The sequence below is a fragment of the Streptomyces dryopteridis genome (assembly GCF_049606955.1).
GTDB lineage: Bacteria > Actinomycetota > Actinomycetes > Streptomycetales > Streptomycetaceae > Streptomyces.
In genome coordinates, this window is record NZ_CP187113.1 from 381448 (window position 1) to 402495 (window position 21048).

Annotated in this window: 18 protein-coding genes; 7 read left to right on the forward strand and 11 right to left on the reverse strand. The window is 75.0% G+C overall.

Annotated features, from left to right (window positions below; translation table 11 throughout):
• Nucleotides 1-46: 46 nt before the first annotated feature.
• Both ACN20G_RS01515 and ACN20G_RS01520 read left to right on the forward strand, forming a co-directional pair.
• On the forward strand, nt 47-604 hold the full coding sequence (locus ACN20G_RS01515; protein ID WP_424210865.1) for a hypothetical protein: 558 nt from the start codon (nt 47-49) through the stop codon (nt 602-604).
• Between the two features lie 194 nt (nt 605-798).
• Entirely contained in the window at nt 799-1503 is a 705-nt protein-coding gene (locus ACN20G_RS01520; RefSeq protein WP_424210866.1) for a class F sortase, read from the forward strand.
• Nucleotides 1504-1553: 50 nt separating this feature from the next.
• On the opposite strand, the gene ACN20G_RS01525 is transcribed toward ACN20G_RS01520, so the two are convergent.
• Nucleotides 1554-2468 (reverse strand): polysaccharide deacetylase family protein, encoded by a 915-nt coding sequence (locus tag ACN20G_RS01525; protein WP_424210867.1) that lies wholly within the window; start codon nt 2466-2468, stop codon nt 1554-1556.
• Between the two features lie 149 nt (nt 2469-2617).
• A complete protein-coding gene (gene lysX, locus ACN20G_RS01530; protein ID WP_424210868.1) occupies nt 2618-5926 on the reverse strand; it encodes a bifunctional lysylphosphatidylglycerol synthetase/lysine--tRNA ligase LysX in 3309 nt (1102 codons plus the stop codon).
• A gap of 59 nt (nt 5927-5985) precedes the next feature.
• Here lysX and ACN20G_RS01535 point away from each other — a divergent pair, with 59 nt between their 5' ends.
• Nucleotides 5986-6447 (forward strand): universal stress protein, encoded by a 462-nt coding sequence (locus ACN20G_RS01535; protein ID WP_424210869.1) that lies wholly within the window; start codon nt 5986-5988, stop codon nt 6445-6447.
• 30 nt (nt 6448-6477) lie between these two features.
• Here the strand turns inward: ACN20G_RS01535 and ACN20G_RS01540 are convergent, their stop codons facing one another.
• Complete coding sequence (locus tag ACN20G_RS01540) at nt 6478-7743, reverse strand: CapA family protein (RefSeq protein ID WP_424210870.1); 1266 nt, start codon at nt 7741-7743, stop codon at nt 6478-6480.
• Nucleotides 7744-8142: 399 nt separating this feature from the next.
• Between ACN20G_RS01540 and ACN20G_RS01545 the strand changes: the two genes are divergently transcribed.
• A complete protein-coding gene (locus ACN20G_RS01545; protein ID WP_424210871.1) occupies nt 8143-8712 on the forward strand; it encodes a sigma-70 family RNA polymerase sigma factor in 570 nt (189 codons plus the stop codon).
• Nucleotides 8713-9030: 318 nt separating this feature from the next.
• Nucleotides 9031-9525, forward strand: coding sequence for a hypothetical protein (locus tag ACN20G_RS01550; RefSeq protein WP_424215327.1), 495 nt, complete (start codon nt 9031-9033; stop codon nt 9523-9525).
• Between the two features lie 24 nt (nt 9526-9549).
• Here the strand turns inward: ACN20G_RS01550 and ACN20G_RS01555 are convergent, their stop codons facing one another.
• From ACN20G_RS01555 to ACN20G_RS01570, 4 genes are all read right to left on the reverse strand, one after another.
• Nucleotides 9550-9975 (reverse strand): hypothetical protein, encoded by a 426-nt coding sequence (locus ACN20G_RS01555; RefSeq protein ID WP_424210872.1) that lies wholly within the window; start codon nt 9973-9975, stop codon nt 9550-9552.
• Between the two features lie 54 nt (nt 9976-10029).
• Nucleotides 10030-10893, reverse strand: coding sequence for an Fpg/Nei family DNA glycosylase (locus tag ACN20G_RS01560; RefSeq protein ID WP_424210873.1), 864 nt, complete (start codon nt 10891-10893; stop codon nt 10030-10032).
• Nucleotides 10894-10958: 65 nt separating this feature from the next.
• Entirely contained in the window at nt 10959-13031 is a 2073-nt protein-coding gene (locus ACN20G_RS01565) for a SpoIIE family protein phosphatase (RefSeq protein ID WP_424210874.1), read from the reverse strand.
• A 25-nt stretch (nt 13032-13056) separates the two neighbouring features.
• Complete coding sequence (locus tag ACN20G_RS01570; protein WP_424210875.1) at nt 13057-14286, reverse strand: DUF6777 domain-containing protein; 1230 nt, start codon at nt 14284-14286, stop codon at nt 13057-13059.
• 241 nt (nt 14287-14527) lie between these two features.
• On the opposite strand from ACN20G_RS01570, the gene ACN20G_RS01575 reads away from it, so the two are divergent.
• Nucleotides 14528-15127, forward strand: a complete 600-nt coding sequence (locus ACN20G_RS01575; protein ID WP_424210876.1) for a DUF1990 family protein — start codon at nt 14528-14530, stop codon at nt 15125-15127.
• A gap of 58 nt (nt 15128-15185) precedes the next feature.
• On the opposite strand, the gene ACN20G_RS01580 is transcribed toward ACN20G_RS01575, so the two are convergent.
• The 3 genes from ACN20G_RS01580 to ACN20G_RS01590 form a co-directional block, all read right to left on the reverse strand.
• Nucleotides 15186-16187, reverse strand: coding sequence for an SDR family oxidoreductase (locus ACN20G_RS01580; protein ID WP_424210877.1), 1002 nt, complete (start codon nt 16185-16187; stop codon nt 15186-15188).
• A gap of 173 nt (nt 16188-16360) precedes the next feature.
• Complete coding sequence (locus ACN20G_RS01585; protein ID WP_424210878.1) at nt 16361-16546, reverse strand: hypothetical protein; 186 nt, start codon at nt 16544-16546, stop codon at nt 16361-16363.
• 398 nt (nt 16547-16944) lie between these two features.
• Nucleotides 16945-18480 (reverse strand): SDR family NAD(P)-dependent oxidoreductase, encoded by a 1536-nt coding sequence (locus tag ACN20G_RS01590; protein ID WP_424210879.1) that lies wholly within the window; start codon nt 18478-18480, stop codon nt 16945-16947.
• A 176-nt stretch (nt 18481-18656) separates the two neighbouring features.
• Between ACN20G_RS01590 and ACN20G_RS01595 the strand changes: the two genes are divergently transcribed.
• Nucleotides 18657-19466: a carbonic anhydrase gene (locus ACN20G_RS01595; protein WP_424210880.1), complete on the forward strand. Its 810-nt coding sequence runs from the start codon at nt 18657-18659 to the stop codon at nt 19464-19466.
• Nucleotides 19467-19547: 81 nt separating this feature from the next.
• Here the strand turns inward: ACN20G_RS01595 and ACN20G_RS01600 are convergent, their stop codons facing one another.
• Entirely contained in the window at nt 19548-20939 is a 1392-nt protein-coding gene (locus ACN20G_RS01600; RefSeq protein ID WP_424210881.1) for a transglycosylase family protein, read from the reverse strand.
• Between the last annotated feature and the right edge of the window lie 109 nt (nt 20940-21048).

Genomic DNA, 21048 nt, shown 5'->3' on the forward strand with positions numbered 1-21048 from the left:
GGATCCCCCTTCCGTGGCGGCCCCTCGGGGATGCGGAGTGCTCATCATGGGTGCGATACACACCTCTGCCCGGACCCTGTTCGTCCTCGGCGCCGCCGGCGCCGCCCTCCTGGCCGGCTCGCTCGGGGCCCACGCCGCCGACGCCCGCCCACCCGGCCCCGGCGCCCCCGCCGCGCCGATCACCTCCTTCGGCTTCGCCCTCAGCCCCTCCACGGTCGCCCCCGGCGGTGCGGTGGTGCTCTCGGTGACCGGCTGCAACGCCGCCTCCGCCACCGTGAGTTCCGGGGTCTTCGACTCCGTGAGCATTCCGCGCGGGCGCACCGCCCGGGTCACGGTGGACCGGGACGCCCGGCGCGGCGCCCAGTACTCGGTCTCCTTCACCTGCAACGGGGAGACGGGTTCCGCCGCCCTCACCATCGCGGGCGGCACCACCACCCTGCCCACCACCGCCTCCACCGCCGTGGCCCGCGGGGTCCGGGGCGGCCTCGGCGGCAGCGTGGCGGGCATGGACACCACCACCATCGGCGCCGGGATCGGCCTCTCCCTGGCCGGGGCCGCCGGCCTGGCCTTCGCCGCCCGTCGTCGGGCCGCCCGCCGGCACTGACGGCGCGTCACGCCCGACCCCGGCGGCATCCGCCCCGGTCCCGCCCGCACCCGGGTGGGACCGGGGCCGCCACCCGTTCGCCCCTCCCCCCTCGCCGAGCCCGGTCGGCGCCCTTAGCGTGCGAGCAGTAGGGCGTGACCAGGGGCGGGGACACGGATCGCGGGTCGGGACCCCCGCGCCGGGAAGGGAGAGCCATGATCGAGGAGGAGTGGGGGCAGCGCAGACGCCGGCCCTCGCCTTGGGGCGCCATCGCGTTGGTGCTGCTCACCGGGGTCGCCTTGATCCGCAACGGGGCGACGCAGGAGGAGGGGCCGCCGCAGCCGACGGCGGCCTCGGCGGTCGGCGGCGGGGTGAAGGCCCCGCCGCGCGCGTCCGCCGCGCCGCGCGCCCCGGACGAGGCCGGGCGGGAGTCGGCGGGCCCGGAGGGGGCCGTGCCGGCGCTGGACCACTCCTCGGTGCAGCGGGTGCGGATCCCCTCGATTCGCGTGGACGCGCCGGTGATGACGGTGGGTCTGGACGCCGAGGGCTGGATCGACGCGCCGCCCGCCCAGGACCCCAACCTCGCCGGCTGGTACCTCAACGGCGTCTCCCCCGGCCAGAAGGGCACCTCCGTGCTGGTCGGGCACGTGGACACCGAACGCGGCCCGGCGGTCTTCTACGGGCTGGGCTCCCTCGCCAAGGGCAGCCGGATCGAGGTGGACCGCTACGACGGGCGCACGGCGGTCTTCGAGGTGTACGGGGTGGAGGTCTTCGCCAAGGACGACTTCCCCGGCGCGCGGGTCTACGGGGACACCGGGGGCGCCGAGTTGCGCGTGATCACGTGCGGCGGCGGCTACACCCGCTCCAAGGGGTACGACGGCAACGTGGTGGCCTTCGCCCGCATGGTCGAATCCCGCTGAGCCGCCGCGGCCCCGCCGAACCGTGACGGTCGGCGGGGCCGCGCGGGCGTTCAGACCGGCAGCGGGGTGGTCCGGTCCGGCAGCACGGTGCGGTAGCCGCGCGCGAGCACGGCCGGCAGGTAGGACTCCAGGGCGCGCACGCTCTGGCTGCGGTCCCCGCCCGCGTCGTGGTTGAGGACGATCACGCCCGGCCCGACCCCACCGAGCACCCGGGAGACGATGGTCCCGGTGCCGGGCTCCTTCCAGTCCAGGGTGTCCACGGTCCAGGCCAGGGGCTCCATGTCGAGTTCGGAGCCGAGTTCGAACGCGGCCCGGTTCCAGGCCCCGTAGGGCGCGCGGAACCACTGCGGGGGCGCGCCGACGGCCTTGTCCACCACCTCGCTGGTGTGGCTCATCTCGCGGGCCAGCGCGGGGCGGGAGAGCTTGGGGATGAGCGGGTGGCTCCAGGTGTGGTTGCCGATGACGTGGCCCTCGGCGACCATCCGCTTGAGCAGGTCGGGGTGTTCGACGGCCATCTCCCCGCAGACGAAGAACATGGCGTGCGAGCGGTACCGGGCGAGGGTGTCGAGGATGGCGGGGGTGTAGCGGGGGTCGGGGCCGTCGTCGAAGGTGAGGACGACCCCCGCGCCGACCGCCGCGGTGTGCGGCAGGGATTCGACGGGGCGGGTGCGGACGGGGGCGCGGGCGGGTTTCGCGGCGCGGGCCGGGGGTTCGCCGGTGAGGGGGCGCAGCCGGTAGTCGGTCATGGTGTTGGGGGGCAGGCCGGCCCGCCCGGGGGCTCCCGCGGCCGGTCCCGCCGCGCCGGCGCCGGCCGCGCCGGTCCCCGTCGTCCCGGAACCGCCGCCGGTGCCGCCGGGGGTGCCCGACTCGCCTTGGACGGCCAGGCCGGCCGCCGCGGCGACTCCGAGGAATACGGCGCCGCGCAGCAGGACGCGCCGCCCTACTGTCGGTTCGTCAGTTTTCATTATTACTACGTATCAATGAGATCGGGCCGATTGTCGAGAGGCGCGGTGACACCTCCTCCGACCTGGCCTGATCCCACCCTGATGGGTGAAAAACGCGAGGGGCGGGCGGGACCTCACCGGTCCCACCCGCCCCTCGCGTTCCCCTTCGCTCAGCCGCGCCGCACCAGGGGGAAGGGCAGGGTCTCGCGGATGGTGAGCCCGGTGAGGAACATGACCAGCCGGTCCACGCCGATGCCGAGCCCGCCGGTGGGCGGCATCGCGTACTCCAGGGCGTCGAGGAAGTCCTCGTCGAGCTCCATGGCCTCCGGGTCGCCGCCGGCGGCGAGCAGGGACTGGGCGGTGAGCCGGCGCCGCTGTTCGACGGGGTCGGTGAGCTCCGAGTAGGCGGTGCCCAGTTCGGTGCCGAAGGCCACGAGGTCCCAGCGTTCGGCCAGCCGGGGGTCCTTGCGGTGTTGGCGGGTCAGCGGCGAGACCTCGGTGGGGAAGTCCTTGTAGAAGGTGGGCAGGGTGGTGCGCTCCTCGACCAGGCGCTCGTACATCTCCAGCACCACGTCGCCCCGGCCGTTCTCCGGGGTGTGCGGGACCCCGGCCCGGTCGCAGAGCCGGCGCAGCTCGTGCTCGGGGGTGTCGGCGGTGACCTCCTCGCCGAGGGCCTCGCCGATCGCCCCGTACACCGTCTTGACCGGCCAGGGCCCGGAGATGTCGTACTCCTTCACGCGTCCGTCGGGGCCGGCCTTGCGGGCGATCGGCCGGCCGAAGGCGGCGGTGGAGGCGCCCTGGATGAGTTCGCGGGTGAGGTCGAGCATCACGTCGTAGTCGGCGAATGCCTGGTACGCCTCCAGCATCGTGAACTCGGGGTTGTGCTTGTAGGAGACGCCCTCGTTGCGGAAGGTGCGGCCCATCTCGAAGACCTTCTCCATGCCGCCGACGCAGAGCCGTTTGAGGTACAGCTCGGGGGCGATCCGCAGGTACAGGTCGAGGTCGTAGGCGTTGATGTGGGTGCGGAAGGGGCGGGCGTTGGCGCCGCCGTGGATCTGCTGGAGCATCGGGGTCTCGACCTCCAGGTAGCCGCGCTCCAGCAGCCCCTGGCGCAGGGCCTGGACGGCGGTGGAGCGGGCCCGGACCACCTCGCGGGCCTCGGGGCCGGCGACGAGGTCGAGGTAGCGGCGCCGGACCCGGGCCTCCGGGTCGGCCAGGCCCTTGCGCTTGTCGGGCAGCGGGCGCAGGCACTTGCCGGTGAGCTGCCAGTCCTTCACGAGCAGGGAGAGCTCCCCGGTGCGGCTGGCGGCGATCTCGCCGGTGGCCACGACGTGGTCGCCGAAGTCGAGGCGGGAGGTGAAGGCGTCGAGGGTCTCCCGGCCCGACTCCTCGCGGGTCAGCATCAGCTGGAGGTCCCCGGACCAGTCCCGGAGCACGGCGAAGACCACGCCGCCGAGGTCGCGGACGAGCATCACGCGGCCGGCGAGGGTGGCGCTCTCCCCGGTGCGGGCGCCGGGCGGGTAGCCGGGGTGGGCGGCGCGCAGGGCCGCGACGGTGTGGGTGCGGGCGGGGATGCCCACGGGGTAGGGGTCGACGCCCTCGGCGATCAGCCGGTCGAGCTTGCGGTGCCGGACCAGGACCTGTTCGGGCATCCGGGGGGCACCGGCGGCTCCGGAGGCCCCGACCCGTTCCAGGCCGAGGGAGTCGATGGCCGGCAGGTGGGCGGTGTTGACGGGGGCGACCAGGCCGCGCGGGCGGGCGTTGCCGCGCAGTTTGCGCAGGCTGGGCACGGAGACGAAGCCCTCGGCGATGCCGGAGGCCAGGCTGACCCGGGCCAGCGAGCCGGCGTCCTGGTAGCACAGGAAACGGGGGTACCAGTCGGGCCCGTACTTGACGTTGGAGCGGTACAGGGCCTCCAGCTGCCACCAGCGGGAGAAGAACAGGAGCAGTTTGCGCCAGAGCTTCAGCACCGGGCCGGCGCCGATCCGGCCGCCCTCCTCGAAGGCGGAGCGGAAGACCGCGAAGTTCAGGGAGATCCGGCGCACGCCCAGGCGGGGGGCGGCCGCGCACAGTTCGGCGACCATGAACTCCATCACCCCGTTGGGTGCCTTGCGGTCGCGGCGCATGAGGTCGAGGGAGATGCCGTCCTTGCCCCAGGGCACGAAGGACAGCAGGGCGATGAGCTCGCCGTCCGCGTCGAATGCCTCGACGAGCAGGCAGTCTCCGTCGGCGGGGTCGCCGAGCCGGTCCAGGGCCATGGAGAAGCCGCGTTCGGTCTCGGTGTCGCGCCAGGTGTCGGCCCGTTCGATGATCCGGCGCATCTCCTCCTCGTCGAGGGTGGAATGGCGGCGGATGAGGGTGGTGGCCCCGGTGCGGCGGACCCGGTTGACGGCCTGGCGGGTGACGCGCATCTCGCGGCCGTCGAGGTCGAAGCGGGCCACGTCCAAGATGGCCTCGTCGCCCAGTTGCAGGGCGCTGAGCCCGGAGCGGGCGTAGGCGGTGGCGCCCTCCTCGGAGGCGCCTATGACGGCGGGTTGCCAGCCGTAGCGGCGGGCCACGGCCAGCCAGGCGTCCACGGCCGGGGTCCAGGCCCCGGGGTCGCCGACCGGGTCGCCGCTGGCGAGGGCCACGCCGGCCTCGACGCGATAGGTGACGGCGGCCTTGCCGTTCGGGGCGAAGACCACGGCCTTGTCGCGGCGGGTGGCGAAGTAGCCGAGGGAGTCGTTGCCCCCGTAGGCGGCCAGCAGGGCGCGGATGCGGGGTTCCTCGTCGTCGTGGAGGGCCGCGGTCAGGCGCTGGGAGCGGAAGAGGGTGGCGGCGGCGTTCAGCAGGGCGAGGGCGCCGAGGAGGCCGCACAGGAAGTACAGGGCGCGCGGGGGGTGGCCGTCGAACTGTCGGGCCGAGAAGAGCCCGCCGAAGACCTGTTTGGCGGCCCAGTCGAGCCGTTGTCCGTGCGGCAGGTCGCCGGGGAAGAGGGCGACCAGTCCCCAGCCGACGAGGACGGCGGCGAGCAGCCCGAGGCCGAGCACGAGCAGGGCCCGCCACAGGGCGCCGGGGCGGGAGGCGGCGTAGAACTCCTTGCGCGCCAGGACCAGCAGGGTGATCGCGCCGATCGCGACCACGAGGGAGGGGATCGACCACCAGTAGTCCTGGATCTGGACCACGATGAGCACGTCCACGAGGACGATCAGCCCCAGGTAGACCACGACGATCCACCACGCGACCTTCTTGCGGGTGGCGAGGGCGGCGGCGAGCAGGAAGAGGAAGACGGCGTAGGCCAGGTTAGGGCTGACCGGCACGATGACCAGGTCGAAGAAGCGCACCACGGGTTGCAGGAGCCGGCGCAGTCCGGGGGAGAGCGCGAGCAGGACGCAGAACAGGCCGAGGGTGCCGAAGAAGCCCGCGAAGCCGTCGGGCACGCGGGCCAGGAAGCGGTTGCGCGTGCCCTGGGTCCGGTCCTGCGCCGTGATGACACTCATGGTTGGCACTGTAGGGACGCCGGGCCGCTCGCGCGCGCCGAAGGGATAGCCTCGTACCCGTGAGCGAAAAGCGGAGCACGGCATTCGAACGGGGCACGGACGGGCCCAAGGTGATCCTGGTGGGCCTGGACGGCTCGGACAGCTCGTTCCGGGCGGCGGCGTACGCGGCGGGCTTGGCGCGGCGGCAGAACGCCCTGCTGGCGGTGGTGTACGTGCAGCCGGTGCTCTCGGGCGGGGTGGCGCTGGGCGCGCCGGTGGCCGACACCACGGAGGAGATCGCCGAGGGGCTGATGGCGGAGATCCGGGCCACGGCGGAGCGGCTGCGGGGCACGTACGACGTGCGCTGGGAGTTCCACACCTTCCGGGGCGACCCCTTCACGGGGCTGGCGACGGCGGCGGACGAGTTGCGGGCGGACGCGGTGGTGGTGGGGGCCTCGGAGCGGGCCGGGCACCGGCTGGTGGGTTCGGTGGCGGTGCGCCTGGTGAAGGCGGGCCGCTGGCCGGTGACGGTGGTGCCGTAGCGGCCGGGCCGTCACCGGGGCGGGGCGGGGTCAGCGGCCCATGGTGAGGCCGTCCTTCGCGGCGCCGCGGCCGAGGACGGCCTCGGAGATCGCGTCGCGGGTGTCGCGGTAGTCGGCGCGGTCGGGGTCGGCGGCGAGGGCGGCGGGCAGGTTGACGATCTCCCCGGCCTCGTTGTCGGAGAGCGTGGGGATGTACTCGGCCTTGGTGACCCGCCAGCGCTGTCCGGGGGCGGCGGGCGGGGCGAAGGTGAAGCGGGCGGTGGAGCCCTGGTTGCCGCGCGGGTCGAAGGCGCCCGTGTGGTTGGACATCCGGCCGGCGAGCTGGTCGCCCATGCCGTAGACGATCCAGGTGCCGTTGACCTTCTCGTACGCCTGGGGGACGTGGGCGTGGGTGCCCAGGATCATGTCCACGTCGGGGCGGCCGGCGGTGGCGGCGGCGGTCAGTTCGCGGCCGAGGGCGAGCTGGGTCTCGTCGGCCTCGGTCTCCCATTCGCTGCCCCAGTGCAGGCTGACGAGGACCACGTCGGCGCCGGCCTTCCGGGCGGCGCGGGCGTCGGCGAGGATCTTGTCCTTGCGCATGGTGTTGACGGCCCAGGGCTGTCCCTCGGGGAGGGGGTAGCCGTTGGTGTCGTAGGTGTAGGCCAGATGGGCGACGGTGGCGGTGCCGGCGCGGTAGGTGGCCGGTTTCGCGGCCTCGGCGGCGGTGCGGGCGGAGCCGGCGTGGCCGAGGCCGGCCTTGTCGAAGGCGTCGAGGGTGCGGCGGATGCCGTCGGCGCCGTCGTCGAGGGTGTGGTTGGAGGCGGTGGAGCAGCCGTCGTAGCCGGTGGCCTTGAGTCCGGCGGCGATCTGGGGCGGGGAGACGAAGGCCGGGTAGCCGGTGAAGGGGCCGTCGGCGTCGCCGTAGACGGTCTCCATGTGGCACAGGGCCAGGTCGGCGCCCTCGATGAGGGGTTTGACCTCGCTGTACATGGGGGCGAAGTCGTAGCCCTCGCCGCCCGCGGCGGCGCGGGCGCGGGCGATGGTGGAGTCGTGGGGCAGCACGTCCCCGCTCGCCACGAGGGTGAAGCCGCGGGCGGCGGGGGGTGTGGGCGAGGCGGCGGGCGCGCCGGAGGGGCCGAGTCGGGCGGGGGCGCCGGCGCCGGAGCAGCCGGCGAGGAGGCCGCCGGCGAGCAGGGCGCAGGCGACGCCGAGCGCTGTGCGACGGACGGTGCGGACGGGGCCCGTGCAGCTGACGGGGCGTGTGGACGCCTCACTCGTTCGGGGGGTCGCACGGACCTCCGGGTCACGGCTCGTCATCCTCGCACCTTCCGTTCGCCTCGCGGGAGGTCACACCCGGCTCCGGGCGGATCATCACACGATCTCATTGACGTTTCGTCATCTCGCAATTCATCCGTCACGAGGCCCCGAGTCAAGGAACGGATCCGTGGCACCGGCGGAATCCCACCCGATGGCCCCACCCGCCCGGCGCGCACGGCGCACACGCTCCGCGCTCCCCCGCCGGCCCCCGCCCACCGCGCGCCGGACGACCGTTCACCGCGTCGGGGCGCCCGTTCGTCGCGCGCGCGAGCCGCCCGCCGGATCGCGCGGGCGCTTGGGCGCAGGAACCGGCCCGGACGGTTCCGGGCGGGCCCGGGGCGTATCAGGGTGTCCCCCGGCGGACGATCCGGTCCGCGTCGATCACGGAAGGAGCCCCCGGTGCCCCCCTCCCCCCTCTTCGCACTCTCCCCCGCCTCCGCGTCCGCCCCCACCCCCGGCCCTCCCGACGAGGACGCCGTGGCCCGGCTCCAGCGCGAGCACGGCCGGGCCCTGTTCGGGTTCCTCCTCGGCCTCACGGCCGGCGACTCCCAGCGCGCCGAGGACCTGGTCCAGGAGACCCTGGTGCGGGCCTGGCAGCACCCCGAGGTCTGGGACACGGCCCACGGCTCGATGCGCCCCTGGCTGTTCACGGTGGCCCGACGGCTGGCCATCGACGCCCGCCGGGCCCGGCTGTCCCGCCCCCACGAGGTGGAGCCGGACGGCTGGGAGCACACCCCGATGCCCGGGGACGGGGCGGGCCGTTCGGTGACCGTCATCGACGTGCGGCGCGCCTTGGGCGGCCTGGGGCCGGAGCACCGGGCGGTCCTGGTGCAGGTCTACTTCCGGGACCGTTCGGTGGCGGAGGCCGCCGCCGAGCTGGGCATCCCGGCCGGCACCGTCAAATCCCGCACCCACTACGCGCTGCGCGCGCTCCGCCGCGACCTGCCCGGCTACGGACCCGCCGCCTGAGGGCCACGCGCGGCGAGCGGACGAGCGAGCGGTGGCACGTGTGAACGGACCGACCGGTCGAATCCGGTCGCACCCGGAAGCAGCCGGAGGACACCCGGGGGAAGAAGGGTGGGAATCGGTCAAATTCCGTGAACGCGCCCCGGCGTGCGGACACTGCCGGAAGTCTCGTCCCCGACGGCGCGTGGGCCCAAACCCCACGCGGCACACGGCCGGCGCGACGCCGGGCAGGCACGGGAGAAGGTGGATCGGGTGCGGCCCGAGAGCTCGAACGGCACCGACGGCGGGAACGGCACCCGGGGGGACGGACCCGCCGTCCCCATGGCCTGGCTGTACGCCGAGTACATCGCGGACGAGCTGCTGCGCACCGGTCGGCTGATCCCGGCCGGGAGCGTGGAGTTCCGCGCCGGTCGCGACACCCTCGCCCTGACCGTCTACCTCTCGGACGTGGCGGGGGAACTGTCCGGCATCCGTGTGGTCTCCCAACTGGACGAGTGGCTCTCGCTGACCGCCTACGGGCACCCGTGGCGGGACTGGGTGGAGACCCGCTTCCTGGAACTGCGGGAGGCGGAGCGCTCGCGCGGGGTGCCCGATCCCGACCTCGCCCTCGCCGAGACCGCCTGGCGCTGGCTGGACCGCACCGAACTCCTCGCCACCGATCTGGGCCCGGACACCGATCCCGACCCCACCCGCGCCCTCCTCGACGAGGTGATCGACCCGACCGGGATCGGCGCGGTGGACGAGAGCGCCCGGGTGTGGACCCCGGCCTGGCAACTCGGCCTGCCGCTCGGGCACCTCGCGATGCACCTGTTCTGAGCGGGTGCTCCCACCGGGGCCGGGTCAGGGCTCGCGCGGCACGCCCTCGGGTTCGGCGACGAGGCGGGCGAAATCGGCCTCGTTGCGCTCGGCCCGCCGCACGTACCGGCGCGCGATCACCCACACCAGCGGGTACACCGCCAGACCCAACACCGGCCACACCCACGCCTCACCGCCGGAGGCCCACACGAACAGCGGGGGCAGCGCGAGCACGGGCAGGCCGAGCGCGGCCAAGGCGATGAGCGCCGCCCTCAGTTGACCGCGCATCAGCGCGCGCACGTACGTGGCGCCGAGCGCGGTCTGCTCGGAGATCTCCGAACGCGCCGGCGCCGGTCCGCCCGCCCCACCGCGCGCCCCTCGCGGCACCCCGGTCACCACCTCGCGCCGGGGCCCGGGCCCGGCGGCGGCGGACGCGTCGGGGGACCGGGCGTCGGGGGGATCTGCGGGCACCGGCGCAGTCTACTGTCGGGTCTCGGCCGCGCCGGCCGGTAACGGCCGGTGGGCTCACTTCAGGAGCCGGGACATCCGGCGGTCCGCCAGGAGCCGGCCGCCGGTCTGGCAGGTGGGGCAGTACTGGAGCGAGGAGTCCGCGAAGGACACCTCGCGCACGGTGTCCCCGCACACCGGGCAGGGCTCGCCGGTGCGTCCGTGCACCCGCATGCCGCCGCGCTTCTCGGCCTTCAGCTCCCCCGCCGCGTGGCCCCGGGCCCGTTCCACCGCCGTGCGCAGGGTGCCGACCAGCGCCTCGTACAGGCCCGCCACCTCCTCCTCGGTCAGCGCCCCGGCCGTCTTGTACGGGGAGAGCCGGGCGGCGTGCAGCACCTCGTCGCTGTAGGCGTTGCCGACGCCGGCCAGCACGCTCTGGTCGCGCAACACCCCCTTGAGCCGGCCGCGTCCGCCGGTGAGCAGCGCGGCGAAGGCGGGGAGGTCGAAGCCGGGGGCCAGCGGGTCGGGGCCGAGCCGGGCGATGCCGGGCACGAGCGCGGGATCGCGCACGACGTACACGGCCAGCCCTTTGCGGGTGCCGGCCTCCGTCAGGTCGAAGCCGCTGTCGTCGTCCAGCGTGAGCCGGAACGCGAGCGGGCCCGTGCCGGGCCGGGGGGTCGCCAGGGCGGACATCCGGTCGTGGGTGCGCAGCCAGCCGGCCCGGGCGAGGTGGGTGATCAGGTGCAGGTCCCCGAAGGGCAGGTCGAGGAATTTCCCGTGCCGGACCGGGCGTCCGGCGGGCAGCCCGATCAGGGCCTCGACGGGCGGGTCGAAGGTCTTGAGGGCCTGGATCGCGCAGACCCGGACGCCCGCCGCCGATCGGCCGGCCAGCCGATCGGCCAGGTGCTCGGCGAGGGCCTCGACCTCGGGGAGTTCCGGCATGGCTCCAGCCTGCCGGGGATCGGCCCGCCCCGCGACCGGGCGCCGGGCGAAACGCTCGTGACCGGTCAGCGCCGGTCCGGTTCCCCGGTCGGCCGCTCCAGCGTGAACTCGCACCACACGCACTTGCCGGAGCCGCGCGCTTCCACACCCCACGCGTCGGAGATCCGGTCCACCAGGGCCAGCCCGCGGCCCGAGACCCCGGACTCCCCGGCCTCCCGACGGCGCGGCAGGGCGCTGGAGCGGTCCTCGACCTCGACCCGCAGGCGCCGTCCCGCCCCGGCCAGGGTGCGCAGGGTGACGATCGCGGGGCCCTCGGTGTGCACGAGCGCGTTGACGATGAGTTCGTCGGCGACGAGTTCGATCTCGTCGGCCCGTTCCCGCGCGCCCCAGGCCCGGACCGCCGCGCCGATCATGTGCCGGGCGGCGACCAGGCCCTCAGGGTCGCCGGGGGCCACGTGTTGGCGCAGCCTGCCGTGGGTGCCGGTGGTCTCCTCGGGGTCGCGGCGCAGGAGCAGCAGGGCCATGTCGTCGTCGCCGCCGCGTTCGTCGAGGGTGGCGCACAGCCGGTCGGCGAGGAGGTCGAGGTCGGTGGGGCCGGTGCGGACGAGGTGCACGAGCCGGTCGATGCCCTCGTCGAGGTCGGCGCCGGGGTGTTCGACGAGGCCGTCGGTGCAGAGCACGAGGGTGGCGCCGGGGTCGAGTTCGACGGTCGTGACGGGGTACTCGGCCCGGCCGAAGCGGGCGGAGAGCCCCAGCGGCATGCCGCCGGCGACGGGGAGCCGGCCGCAGTCCCCGTCGGGGCCGCGCACCAGTGGGTCGAGGTGGCCGGCCCGGACCAGTTGGAGCACTCCGGTGCCGAGGTCGACCTCGGCGTACAGGCAGGTCGCGAAGCGGTCGGTGTCGAGTTCGTCGAGGAAGACGGAGGCGCGGGCGATGACGGTGGCCGGTGCGTGGCCTTCGGCGGCGTAGGCGCGCAGCACGATGCGCAGCTGCCCCATGACGGCGGCGGCGTGCGTGTCGTGGCCCTGGACGTCGCCGATGACGGCGCCCACCCGACCGCCGGGCAGCGGGATCACGTCGTACCAGTCGCCGCCGATGTCCCGGCCCATCCGGGCCGAGCGGTAGCGGACGGCGATCCGGGCGCCGGCCACGTCGGGGATGCGGCGCGGCAGCATGGCCTGCTGGAGGCCCTCGGCGATCTCGTGTTCCTGTTCGAGGAGCATCGCGCGCTGGAGGCTCTGGGCGATGCTGCTGCCGAGGGCGACGAGCAGGTTGCGTTCCTCCTGGGTGAAGCCGTCCTTGTCGCGGTAGAGCAGCCCGATCGCGCCGATCGGGCGGGCCTGGGCGATCAGCGGGAGGTAGGCGGCGGCCGAGATCCGCATGCCCTTGATCCGGGCCCACAGTTCGGGGTAGTCGGCGGCGAACTCGGCCGCCGAGTCGATGAAGGCGGGTTCGAGGGAGCGGACCACGGCGCTCATGGGGTAGGGCTCGTCGATCCGGGTGTAGCGGGTGCCGGGGACGAAGCTGCCGGCGGGCCCCTCGGCGACGAGGTGGATCCGGCCGGCCTCGACCAGGCCCATGACCATGCCCATGGAGCCCAGCCGTTCCAGGCCGCGGTGGTCGCCGAGGGCGTCGATCACGTCGCGGACGGTGCGGGCGTGGGCGAGGGCCGCGGTGGTGGCCTCGACCACGGAGGTCTGCCGGCGGCGTTCCTCGTCGAGGCCGAGGCGTTCGGCGGAGTGGCCGAGCTCCTCGGTGGCGTCCCGGACGATCCCGATGACCCGGTAGGGCCGGCCGGCCTCGTCGCGCAGGACCCGGCCCTGGGTGTGGGTCCAGCGCAGGGTCTCGTCGCGGCAGCGGATCCGGAAGTACGCGCCGTACTCGCCGCCGGCGCCCCTGAGGGCCTCCGCGACGAGGGCGTCGAGTCGGCCGGCCTCGGCGGTGGGCAGCCGGGCGGCCAGGGACTCGGGCCGGCCGTCGTACTCCTCGGGCCGGGCGTCGAAGACGGCGAGACCGGCCGCGTCCATGTGCATCCGGCCGCTGAGCAGGTCCCAGTCGAAGCTGCCCATGCGGTTGAGCGAGAGGGAGAGGTCCGGGCGGGCCGGCCAGTCCTCGGGCGGCGAAGCGGCGCTCGACACCGCTCCACCATGACACACGGGGTCCTCAGGCGCTCTCCAGTGCGAACCCGTCGCCGGCGGGGGCCTCGGGGAGGTAGGGGGCGTAGGGGTCGCTGGGCACGGCGGGCTCGCCGGGCCCGAAGGCGTCGGGCCCGTAAGGGTCACCGGGGCCGAAGGGGTCGGGGAAGAGGGGGCCCGGGTCGAACGGGGCGAAGGGGTCCGGGGGCGGCGCGTCGGGGACGAAGGGCTCCGGGGCGGGGGGTTCGGGGGCGGGGGCCTCGGGGCGGGGCGGCTCGACGTTCGGCTTCGTACGCGGTTCGGTGCGGCGCTCGGACTCGGGTTCGCCGGGCGGCGGCGTGCCCCCGCAGGGCCCGGCGGCGGGCGGGGCCATCCGGGTGAGTCCGTCGGCGGTCGGCGAGGGGCAGGGCAGGGCGGGGGCGTCCCCGCCGGGGTGCTCGGGGTAGGGGTCGGTGGGGCTGTGGGCGGGGGGCGCGGCCGGGGTGCGGTCGCGGGCGCCGCCGTCGCCGACCCGGCGTTCGAGCCAGGTGTTGTCGCCGAGGTCGGCGAGGATCAGGCTGCGGCGGGGGTCGACGGTGGGTTCGATGACGACGACCTGCTCGGGCCGGTAGCCGGTCCAGGGTTCGCCGCGTTCGATCGGGGTGCCGCGCGGGGCGCGGGGCGGTTGGAGGGGGTTGCCGCAGGCGCAGCGGACCCGGGGCAGGCCGTGGGCGTCCACGAGGACGGCGCTGCCGGCCTGGAGGACGGCCTGGTAGGGCACGGCGTGTCGGCCCTCGCGCAGTCGGTGGTCGGTGACGCGCACGTCGGTGCGCAGGACCACGGGGGTCAGGCCGCGCAGGAAGGCGGCGGGGTCCCGGGTGTCGAGGTCGGCGGCGGCGGCGAAGGCGGCGGCGGTGTCACGGTCGGCCGTGAGCTTGCGCAGTTGGGCCTCGACGTCGCAGGAGGCGCGGCCCCGGGTGGCGCCGAAGAGTCCGGGGGTGGCGCCGCCGAGGGTGCGGATCCCGCGTCCGGTGGTGTTGGGCACGGGTGCTTGGAGGGGGGCCGATTCGCCGAGGGCGGAGCCGGGGGCGGTGAAGGGCTCGGGGCCGACCTCGCCGACGGGCCGCAGGTGCACCTCGCGGCTCTCGGCGTCGGGGCGGACCCCTGCCTCGGGCGCGCCGCAGGCGGCGGCGACGAGGCCGACGAGGGTCAGCAGGGCGGCGCGGGAGCCGGGGCGGCGCCGGCCGGCCCGGCGGTGGTTCGGGTTCGGAACGTCCACGTGCGGCTCTCCCTTTCGCCCGCTGGTTGCCTCCTGTCTGCCGGACGCCCGGGCGGGTCGCAAGCGGCGCGGGTGCGTTCGGCGGAGGGGCTGACCCGGAAGAGTGTTGAACATGTTCAGAACACTGCGTAGGCTGAGCCCCGTCGCCTGAACGCGTTCAACGACGGGGGAGGTTCGGCGACCTCCGGTACGGGCCCGAGCGGCCCGCGCCGGGGCCCCGCGGAGCGAAGGAGTCCGCCCCATGACCCGCATCACCGGCGCCGGTCGCCCCGTGCCCACCTATCCGGAGCGCGGCGCCACGGCCCGCACCCCGCTCCCCTCCGGCTACCACCACCTGCGCCGGCGCACGCGCCTGGGCGCCGGTCGGGCGGTGTTCGAGGCCGCCGGGACGGCGTTGACCACGTACGCGATGCACCGGGCCATGGGCATGGCGATCGAGGCGGACCACGCGGCGGCCCGGCCGGGCGGACGGGTCGGGGTGGGCCTGCGGATCGGCCCGGTGGGCCTGTACGCCCCGACCGAGGTGGTCTGGACGGCCTACGAGCCGCGCCGGATCGGCTTCGCCTACGGTTCGCTGCCGGGGCACCCCGAGTGCGGCGAGGAGGCTTTCGTGGTGAGCCTGGCCGCCGACGACACGGTCTGGTTCGAGGTGCTGGCGTTCAGCCGGCCCGCGGCGTGGTGGACCCGGCTCGCGGGCCCGCTCGTCCCCTTCTTCCAGCGCCGGTACGCGGCGCACTGCGGCCGGGTGCTCCGACGGCTGGCACGCCAGGGCGCGGCCGACGCGGCGGTCGAGGCGCGCACCTCCCCCGCCCCGAAGGACCGCCGGGTGCGCTCGGCCTGACGCACCCTCACCCCCGACCGCGCACCACACGGGCCGGGGGCGTCGGCGCGAACTCCCCTCAGCCGGCCGCGTGTTCGGCCAGCAGCGCCGCTTCGCGCTCGGCCGGCACACCCTTGCGGGGCCGGTCCGGGCGCTGCGGCGGCGGGCCGGGGAGCGAGCGCATCCAGGCCCAGGTGTCGGCGACCGTCTCGCCGATCGAGCGGCAGCTCAGCCCGCTGTCGAGGGCGCGCGTCACGTCCGCGCCGAACATCCCGTCGGCCAACTCGCCCTCGGGCAGCCAGATCGGGAGCTCGGTCCACGGTTCGATGCCGGCCGCGGCTATCGCCTCGGGCCCGATCCAACGCCACTCGGGCCGGGCACCGGTGGCCTCGGCGCAGGCGTCGAGGAATTGGCCCATGGTGGCGTGCCCGTGCGGGCCGACCAGGTCGTAGGGGCCGCCGGCGACCTTCGGCCCGGCCGTCAGGATCCAGTCGGCGAGGTCGCGCACGTCGATGTACTGCAACGGCTGGTCCGGCCGGCCCGGGGCCAGGGTGGGGCCGCCGCGCGAGACCCGCTCCAGCCACCACGCCAGGCGGCCCACGTTCTCGTACGGGCCGAGGATCAGGCCGGCGCGGGCGAGGACGGCCCGGTCGCCGAAGGACTCCAGGACGGCCAGTTCGGCGCCCCGCTTGTCGGGGGCGTAGTCCACCGAGTCGGCGCCCGGGTCGCCCTCGACCACGGGGTGCTCCTCCCCCAGCCCCGGGGTCACCGGCCAGGAGTACACGGAGCGGGTGGAGACGTACACGTACCGCTCGGCCCGGTCCGCGAGCAGTCGGGCGGACTCGCGGACGGCCTTGGGCGCGAAGCCCCAGGTGTCGACGACGAGGTCCCAGCGGTCGGGCGCGGCGGCGAGCGCGGCCAGGCCGTCGGGGGCCTCGCGGTCGCCGATGAGGACGCGCACGCCCTCGGGTGCGGGGTGCCGGCCGCGGTGGAAGACCGTCACGTCCCAGTTCAGGGCCATCGCCGCCTCGGCGACGGCGCGTCCGACGAATTCGGTACCGCCCAGGATGAGGAGTTTCATGCGCCCACCTTGGGTGCCCGGGGCGACGACGGGAAGACGTGATCGCTCTCCGCGATCACGCTCACGGCGTACCCGGCCGGGTCACGGGGCGTCCTGCCCGGGCGCGAACGTCGGTACGGTCCCGTCGCGTCCTCGCGACGGGACCGTCGTCACCGCGTGGTCGGCCGGGGGTTCTAGTCGATGCCGCGCAGGATGTGCGACTCGTTCGGGTCGTCCTCGTATCCGGCGAGCCGGATCGGGGCGAGCCGCGACCAGACCTCCAGGCTGCCGAGCTGCCCGTGACGGGTCCGGGGATGCCGGTGCCGCGTGTCGGGCCGCTCGGTGGGTGGGGTCTCGGGATGGGTCAGTTCAGGTGTCACCGCGCACTCCTTTGTGTCGCGTAACCCGTCGGGCGAACCGCGCCGGGCCCGGCCCGCGGGGCCGGGAGAGGTGAAGGGGAACCGGTCGCGGTGGCGCCGTTGTGCACACGGAGCGTGGCCTTGGTGGGGCCGTCCGTGGCCTTCAGCGTACACATATGAGCGGGGTGCCGCTCGATGGGAAGGCAAAAACACCGCCGTGGCGCGGTAATTTCGGGGTGTTCTCTTCGTTTCGCCACGGCGTGGCACGCCCGCGCACGCAGAACCATCCGATCACGATCACGCGCTGTCGCGCACGCCGGGAGAAACGCGAAGGGCCGTCCGCGACGCCGCGAAGCGTCACGAACGGCCCGATAAGCCGCGAAAAAAGCGGAGACGTTCACCCGTCCCTCACGGGTGGCTCACCATTTGCCGGGGGCATAGTCCTTCAGGAAGACGCCGTACAGGTCCTCGCCCAGCTCGCCGCGCACGATCGGGTCGTAGACCCGGGCCGCGCCGTCGACCAGGTCGAGGGGGGCGTGGAAGCCCTCCTCCGCCAGACGGATCTTGTCCGGGTGGGGCCGCTCGTCGGTGATCCAGCCGGTGTCCACGGCGGTCATCAGGATCCGGTCCTGCTCGAACATCTCCTGGGCGCTGGTGCGCGTGAGCATGTTCAGGGCCGCCTTGGCCATGTTGGTGTGCGGGTGCCCGGCGCCCTTGTAGCCGCGGCTGAAGACGCCCTCCATCGCGGAGACGTTGACGATGTAGCGGCGCTCGGCCGGGGATGCCTTCATCGCGGCGCGCAGCCGGCTGATCAGGATGAACGGGGCGGTGGAGTTGCAGAGCTGCACCTCCAGCAGCTCGACCGCGTCCACCTCGTCCACCGTCTGCACCCAGCTGTTGCTGTCGTGCAGGTCGGGCACGAGCCCGCCGGCGTCGATGGCGGTGCCGGCCGCGATCCGCTCCAGGGAGGCGGAGCCGGAGACCAGGGCCAGATCGGTGACGTCCTGCGCGCTGAGCTTCTCGCCGTGCCCGGTCGGCAGGGCCGCGACCCGCTCCACGGCGCCGGAGCCGAAGGTGCCGATGACCTCGGCGGCGGGCAGCTCGCCGGCCGGCAGCGGGGCCGACTCGGCGGCGACCAGCTCGCTGTAGGCGCCCGGGGAGCGGCGCACGGTCTGGGCGGCGTTGTTGACGAGGATGTCGAGCGGGCCCTCGGCGGCCACCGAGTCGGCGAGCGCGACGACCTGCGCCGGGTCGCGCAGGTCGATGCCGACGATCTTCAGCCGGTGCAGCCACTCGTGGCTGTCGGGCATCGCCTTGAACCGGCGGATCGCGTCGTTGGGGAAGCGGGTGGTGATGGTGGTGTGGGCGCCGTCGCGCAGCAGCCGCAGGCCGATGTACATGCCGATCTTGGCCCGGCCGCCGGTCAGCAGCGCGCGGCGACCGGTCAGGTCGGTGCGGGCCTCGCGGCGGGCGCGGTTGAAGGCCGCGCAGTCCTGGCAGAGCTGGTGGTAGAAGGCGTCGACCTCGACGTAGCGCGTCTTGCACACGTAGCAGGAGCGGGGCCGCTGGAGTATCCCGGCGATCGGGCCCTTGGTGGCCGTGGTGAGCGCCAGGCCCTGGGTCTCGTCGTCGATGCGTTCGGCGGAGCCGGTGGCGGTGGCCTCGGTGACGTTCTTGTCGTGCATGGTCTTCGCGGCCCGGCGCTCCTGCCGGCGGCGCTGCTTCACCGTCCGGTAGATCCCGGCGGTGGCGCGGCGCACGGCGATCGCGTCGGGGTGGTCCACGTCGATCGTGTCGAGTTCGTCGAGGACGGCGAGGCAGACGGCGAGCCGTTCGGGGTCGATGCCGGGACCGAGGTCCGCCCCGGTCGCGTCCCCTCCGGCGGTCACGGGGGCCGCCGCGTCGGGCGTCGCGTCCGCGTCCGCGCCCACGGGCTGGTCTTCGGTCACCGTCATGGCTGCTGCGTTCCTCGGCTCGGGTTTCGACCCGCGCGCGCCCGTGCGGGCGGCCGGCGGGAGGGGCTCGCGTGAAGTCCCCAAAGGCGGAACTTTACGGAGGGGGCGTGTCGGGAACCAAACCGGCGCCGTGCGCCTCACTCACGGCGACCCCTTCGTCACGATAAGGAGGGAACGTGAACACGCGTACCCGCAGGAATCTGTTCGGACTCGTGGGCCTGGCCGGCTGGGCGGCCGGGGCGGTCGTCGCGTCCGCGCTGATACCGGCGAGCGTCCCGCTGCCGGGGGCGGGCACCGGGCGGGCCGGGGCGCTCACGGCCCTCGGCGCCCGCGGAACCCCCGGGGCGCCGCGTCCGGCGGGCCTGGACGGGAAGGCCGGCGCGCCCGATCCCGGGACCGGGGCGGGCACGGCCCTGCGGCTGCTGCGCGAGGGCAACGAGCGCTACGCGACCGGCCGACAGCGGCACCCGCACGAGGACGGGCCCCGCCGGCGGGCGCTGGCGGGCGGTCCGCAGCGGCCGTTCGCGGTGGTGCTGGGCTGCGTGGACTCGCGGGTCCCGCCCGAGCACGTCTTCGACGTGGGCCTGGGCGATCTGGTGTGCGTGCGCACAGCCGGGCACGCGGTGGACGAGGCGGTGCTCGGCAGCGTCGAGTTCGGGATCACCGAGCTGGGCGCCCCGCTCGTGGTGGTGCTGGGGCACGAACGGTGCGGTGCCGTCTCGGCGGCGGTGGCCCGGGTCCGTGACGGCACGCGGGTGGGCGGGCACACGGGCCGGGTGGTGGAGGCGCTGGCGCCGGCGGCCCGGGCGGCGCGCGGCACCGACGGGGAAGGGGACGGGGACGGGGAGGGGTGGGTGGACCGGGCGGTGCGGGAGAACGTGGACCGGACCTGCGCGCGGCTGCGCGCCGACCGGGGCTTCGCCGGGGCCCGGGTGGTCGGGGCGCGCTTCGACCTGGACACGGGCCGGGTGACGTTCACGGGCTGAGCCGGGGCGGTGGGGCGCGACCGACGCGAGCCGGTCGCGCCCCCCTCGCCGAACGGGTGGATCGGGCGGCGGGCGGACGGCTCAGATGCCGACGCCGTGCCCGCGCAGATAGGAGAGCGGGTTCACGTCGGAGCCGTAGCCGGGACCGGTGCGGATCTCGAAGTGCAGGTGGGGGCCGGTGACGTTGCCGGTGGCCCCGGAGCGGCCGAGTCGTTGGCCGGCGCTCACGCTCTGGCCGGAGCCGATGGACAGGGCCGAGAGGTGGGCGTACTGGGAGTAGCGGCCGTCGGCGTGCCGGATGACGACCTGGTAGCCGTAGGCGTCGGACCAGCCGGCGGTGACCACGGTGCCGGGGCCCACGGCGCGGACGGTGGTGCCGGTGGGGACCGGGAAGTCCACGCCGGTGTGGTAGCCGCTGGACCAGTGGGAGCCGGAGACCTTGTAGCCGGTGCCGATGGACTCGTCGGCGACCGGGCTGACCCAGCCGGCGGAGCTGCCGCCCTGCGGCTTGACCTGCTCCTTCGTCGGGGTGGCGCGGGGGGTCGCGCTCTTGGTGGCGGTGGGGCTGGGCTTCGCCTTGGGCGTCGCGCTCGCGGAGGGGCTCGGGGTGGAGCTCGGGCTCGGGGTCGCGGAGGGGGTGGGCTTGGCCCCGCTCCCGGTACCCGTGCCGGTGCCGGGCTTGGCCCCGGTGCCGCCCTTGCCGGGGCTCGCGCCCCCGTCCTTGACGTTGCCGCCGATGGTGACCCGCAGGGTGAGCCGCTGGCCCGGGAAGATCAGGTTCGGGTCGGCGCCGACCGTGGACCGGTTGGTCTCGTACAGGGCCTGCCAGCCGCCCTCGACCCGCTGGTCCACGGCGATGGCGGAGAGGGAGTCGCCGGGGGCCACGACGTACGGGTTGGGCAGCACCGTGGTGTCGGTGGGGGTGGGCGTGGCGGTCTTGCGGGGCGCCGGCTCCTCGCGGAGGGTCACCTTGGGCTTGGGCGTGGGCGTGGCGCTCGCGCGCGGACTCGCGCTCGCGGAGGGTTTGGCCGACGGCGTGGCCTTGGGCGTGCCGGCTCCGACCTGGGTGCGTCCCTCCAGATCGGGCGCGGGGCCGCCGCGCGCGAGGCCGGCCTTCTTGGAGCAGATCGGCCAGGCCCCGGGACCCTGCCCCTTGAGGACTTTCTCGGCGACGGCGACCTGTTGGGACTTGGTGGCCAGGTCGGCGCGGGCGGCGTAGACGGTGCCGCCGTACTCGCGCCAGGTGCTCTGGGTGAACTGGAGGCCGCCGTAGAAGCCGTTGCCGGAGTTGATCTGCCAGTTGTTGTCGGATTCGCAGGAGGCCACGGCGTCCCACGTGTCGATCGTGGCCGCTCCGGCGCTTCCGGCGGCGACGAACGGCAGGGCGAGGCCCGCGCCGGACGCCGTGACGGCCAGGGCCGCACGGTTGGTCGCACCGGTCTGTGGGCGGCGGTGCCGACCCCGTTCACCCATGGGTTCCCCCTCGACAGTCGCGGACAACCGGTCAAGCTAACGTCAGAGCCGGAGCATGACAAGGGGAACAACAGAGCGCACGGATGCGGAAGTTGACACTCGGGAGCGC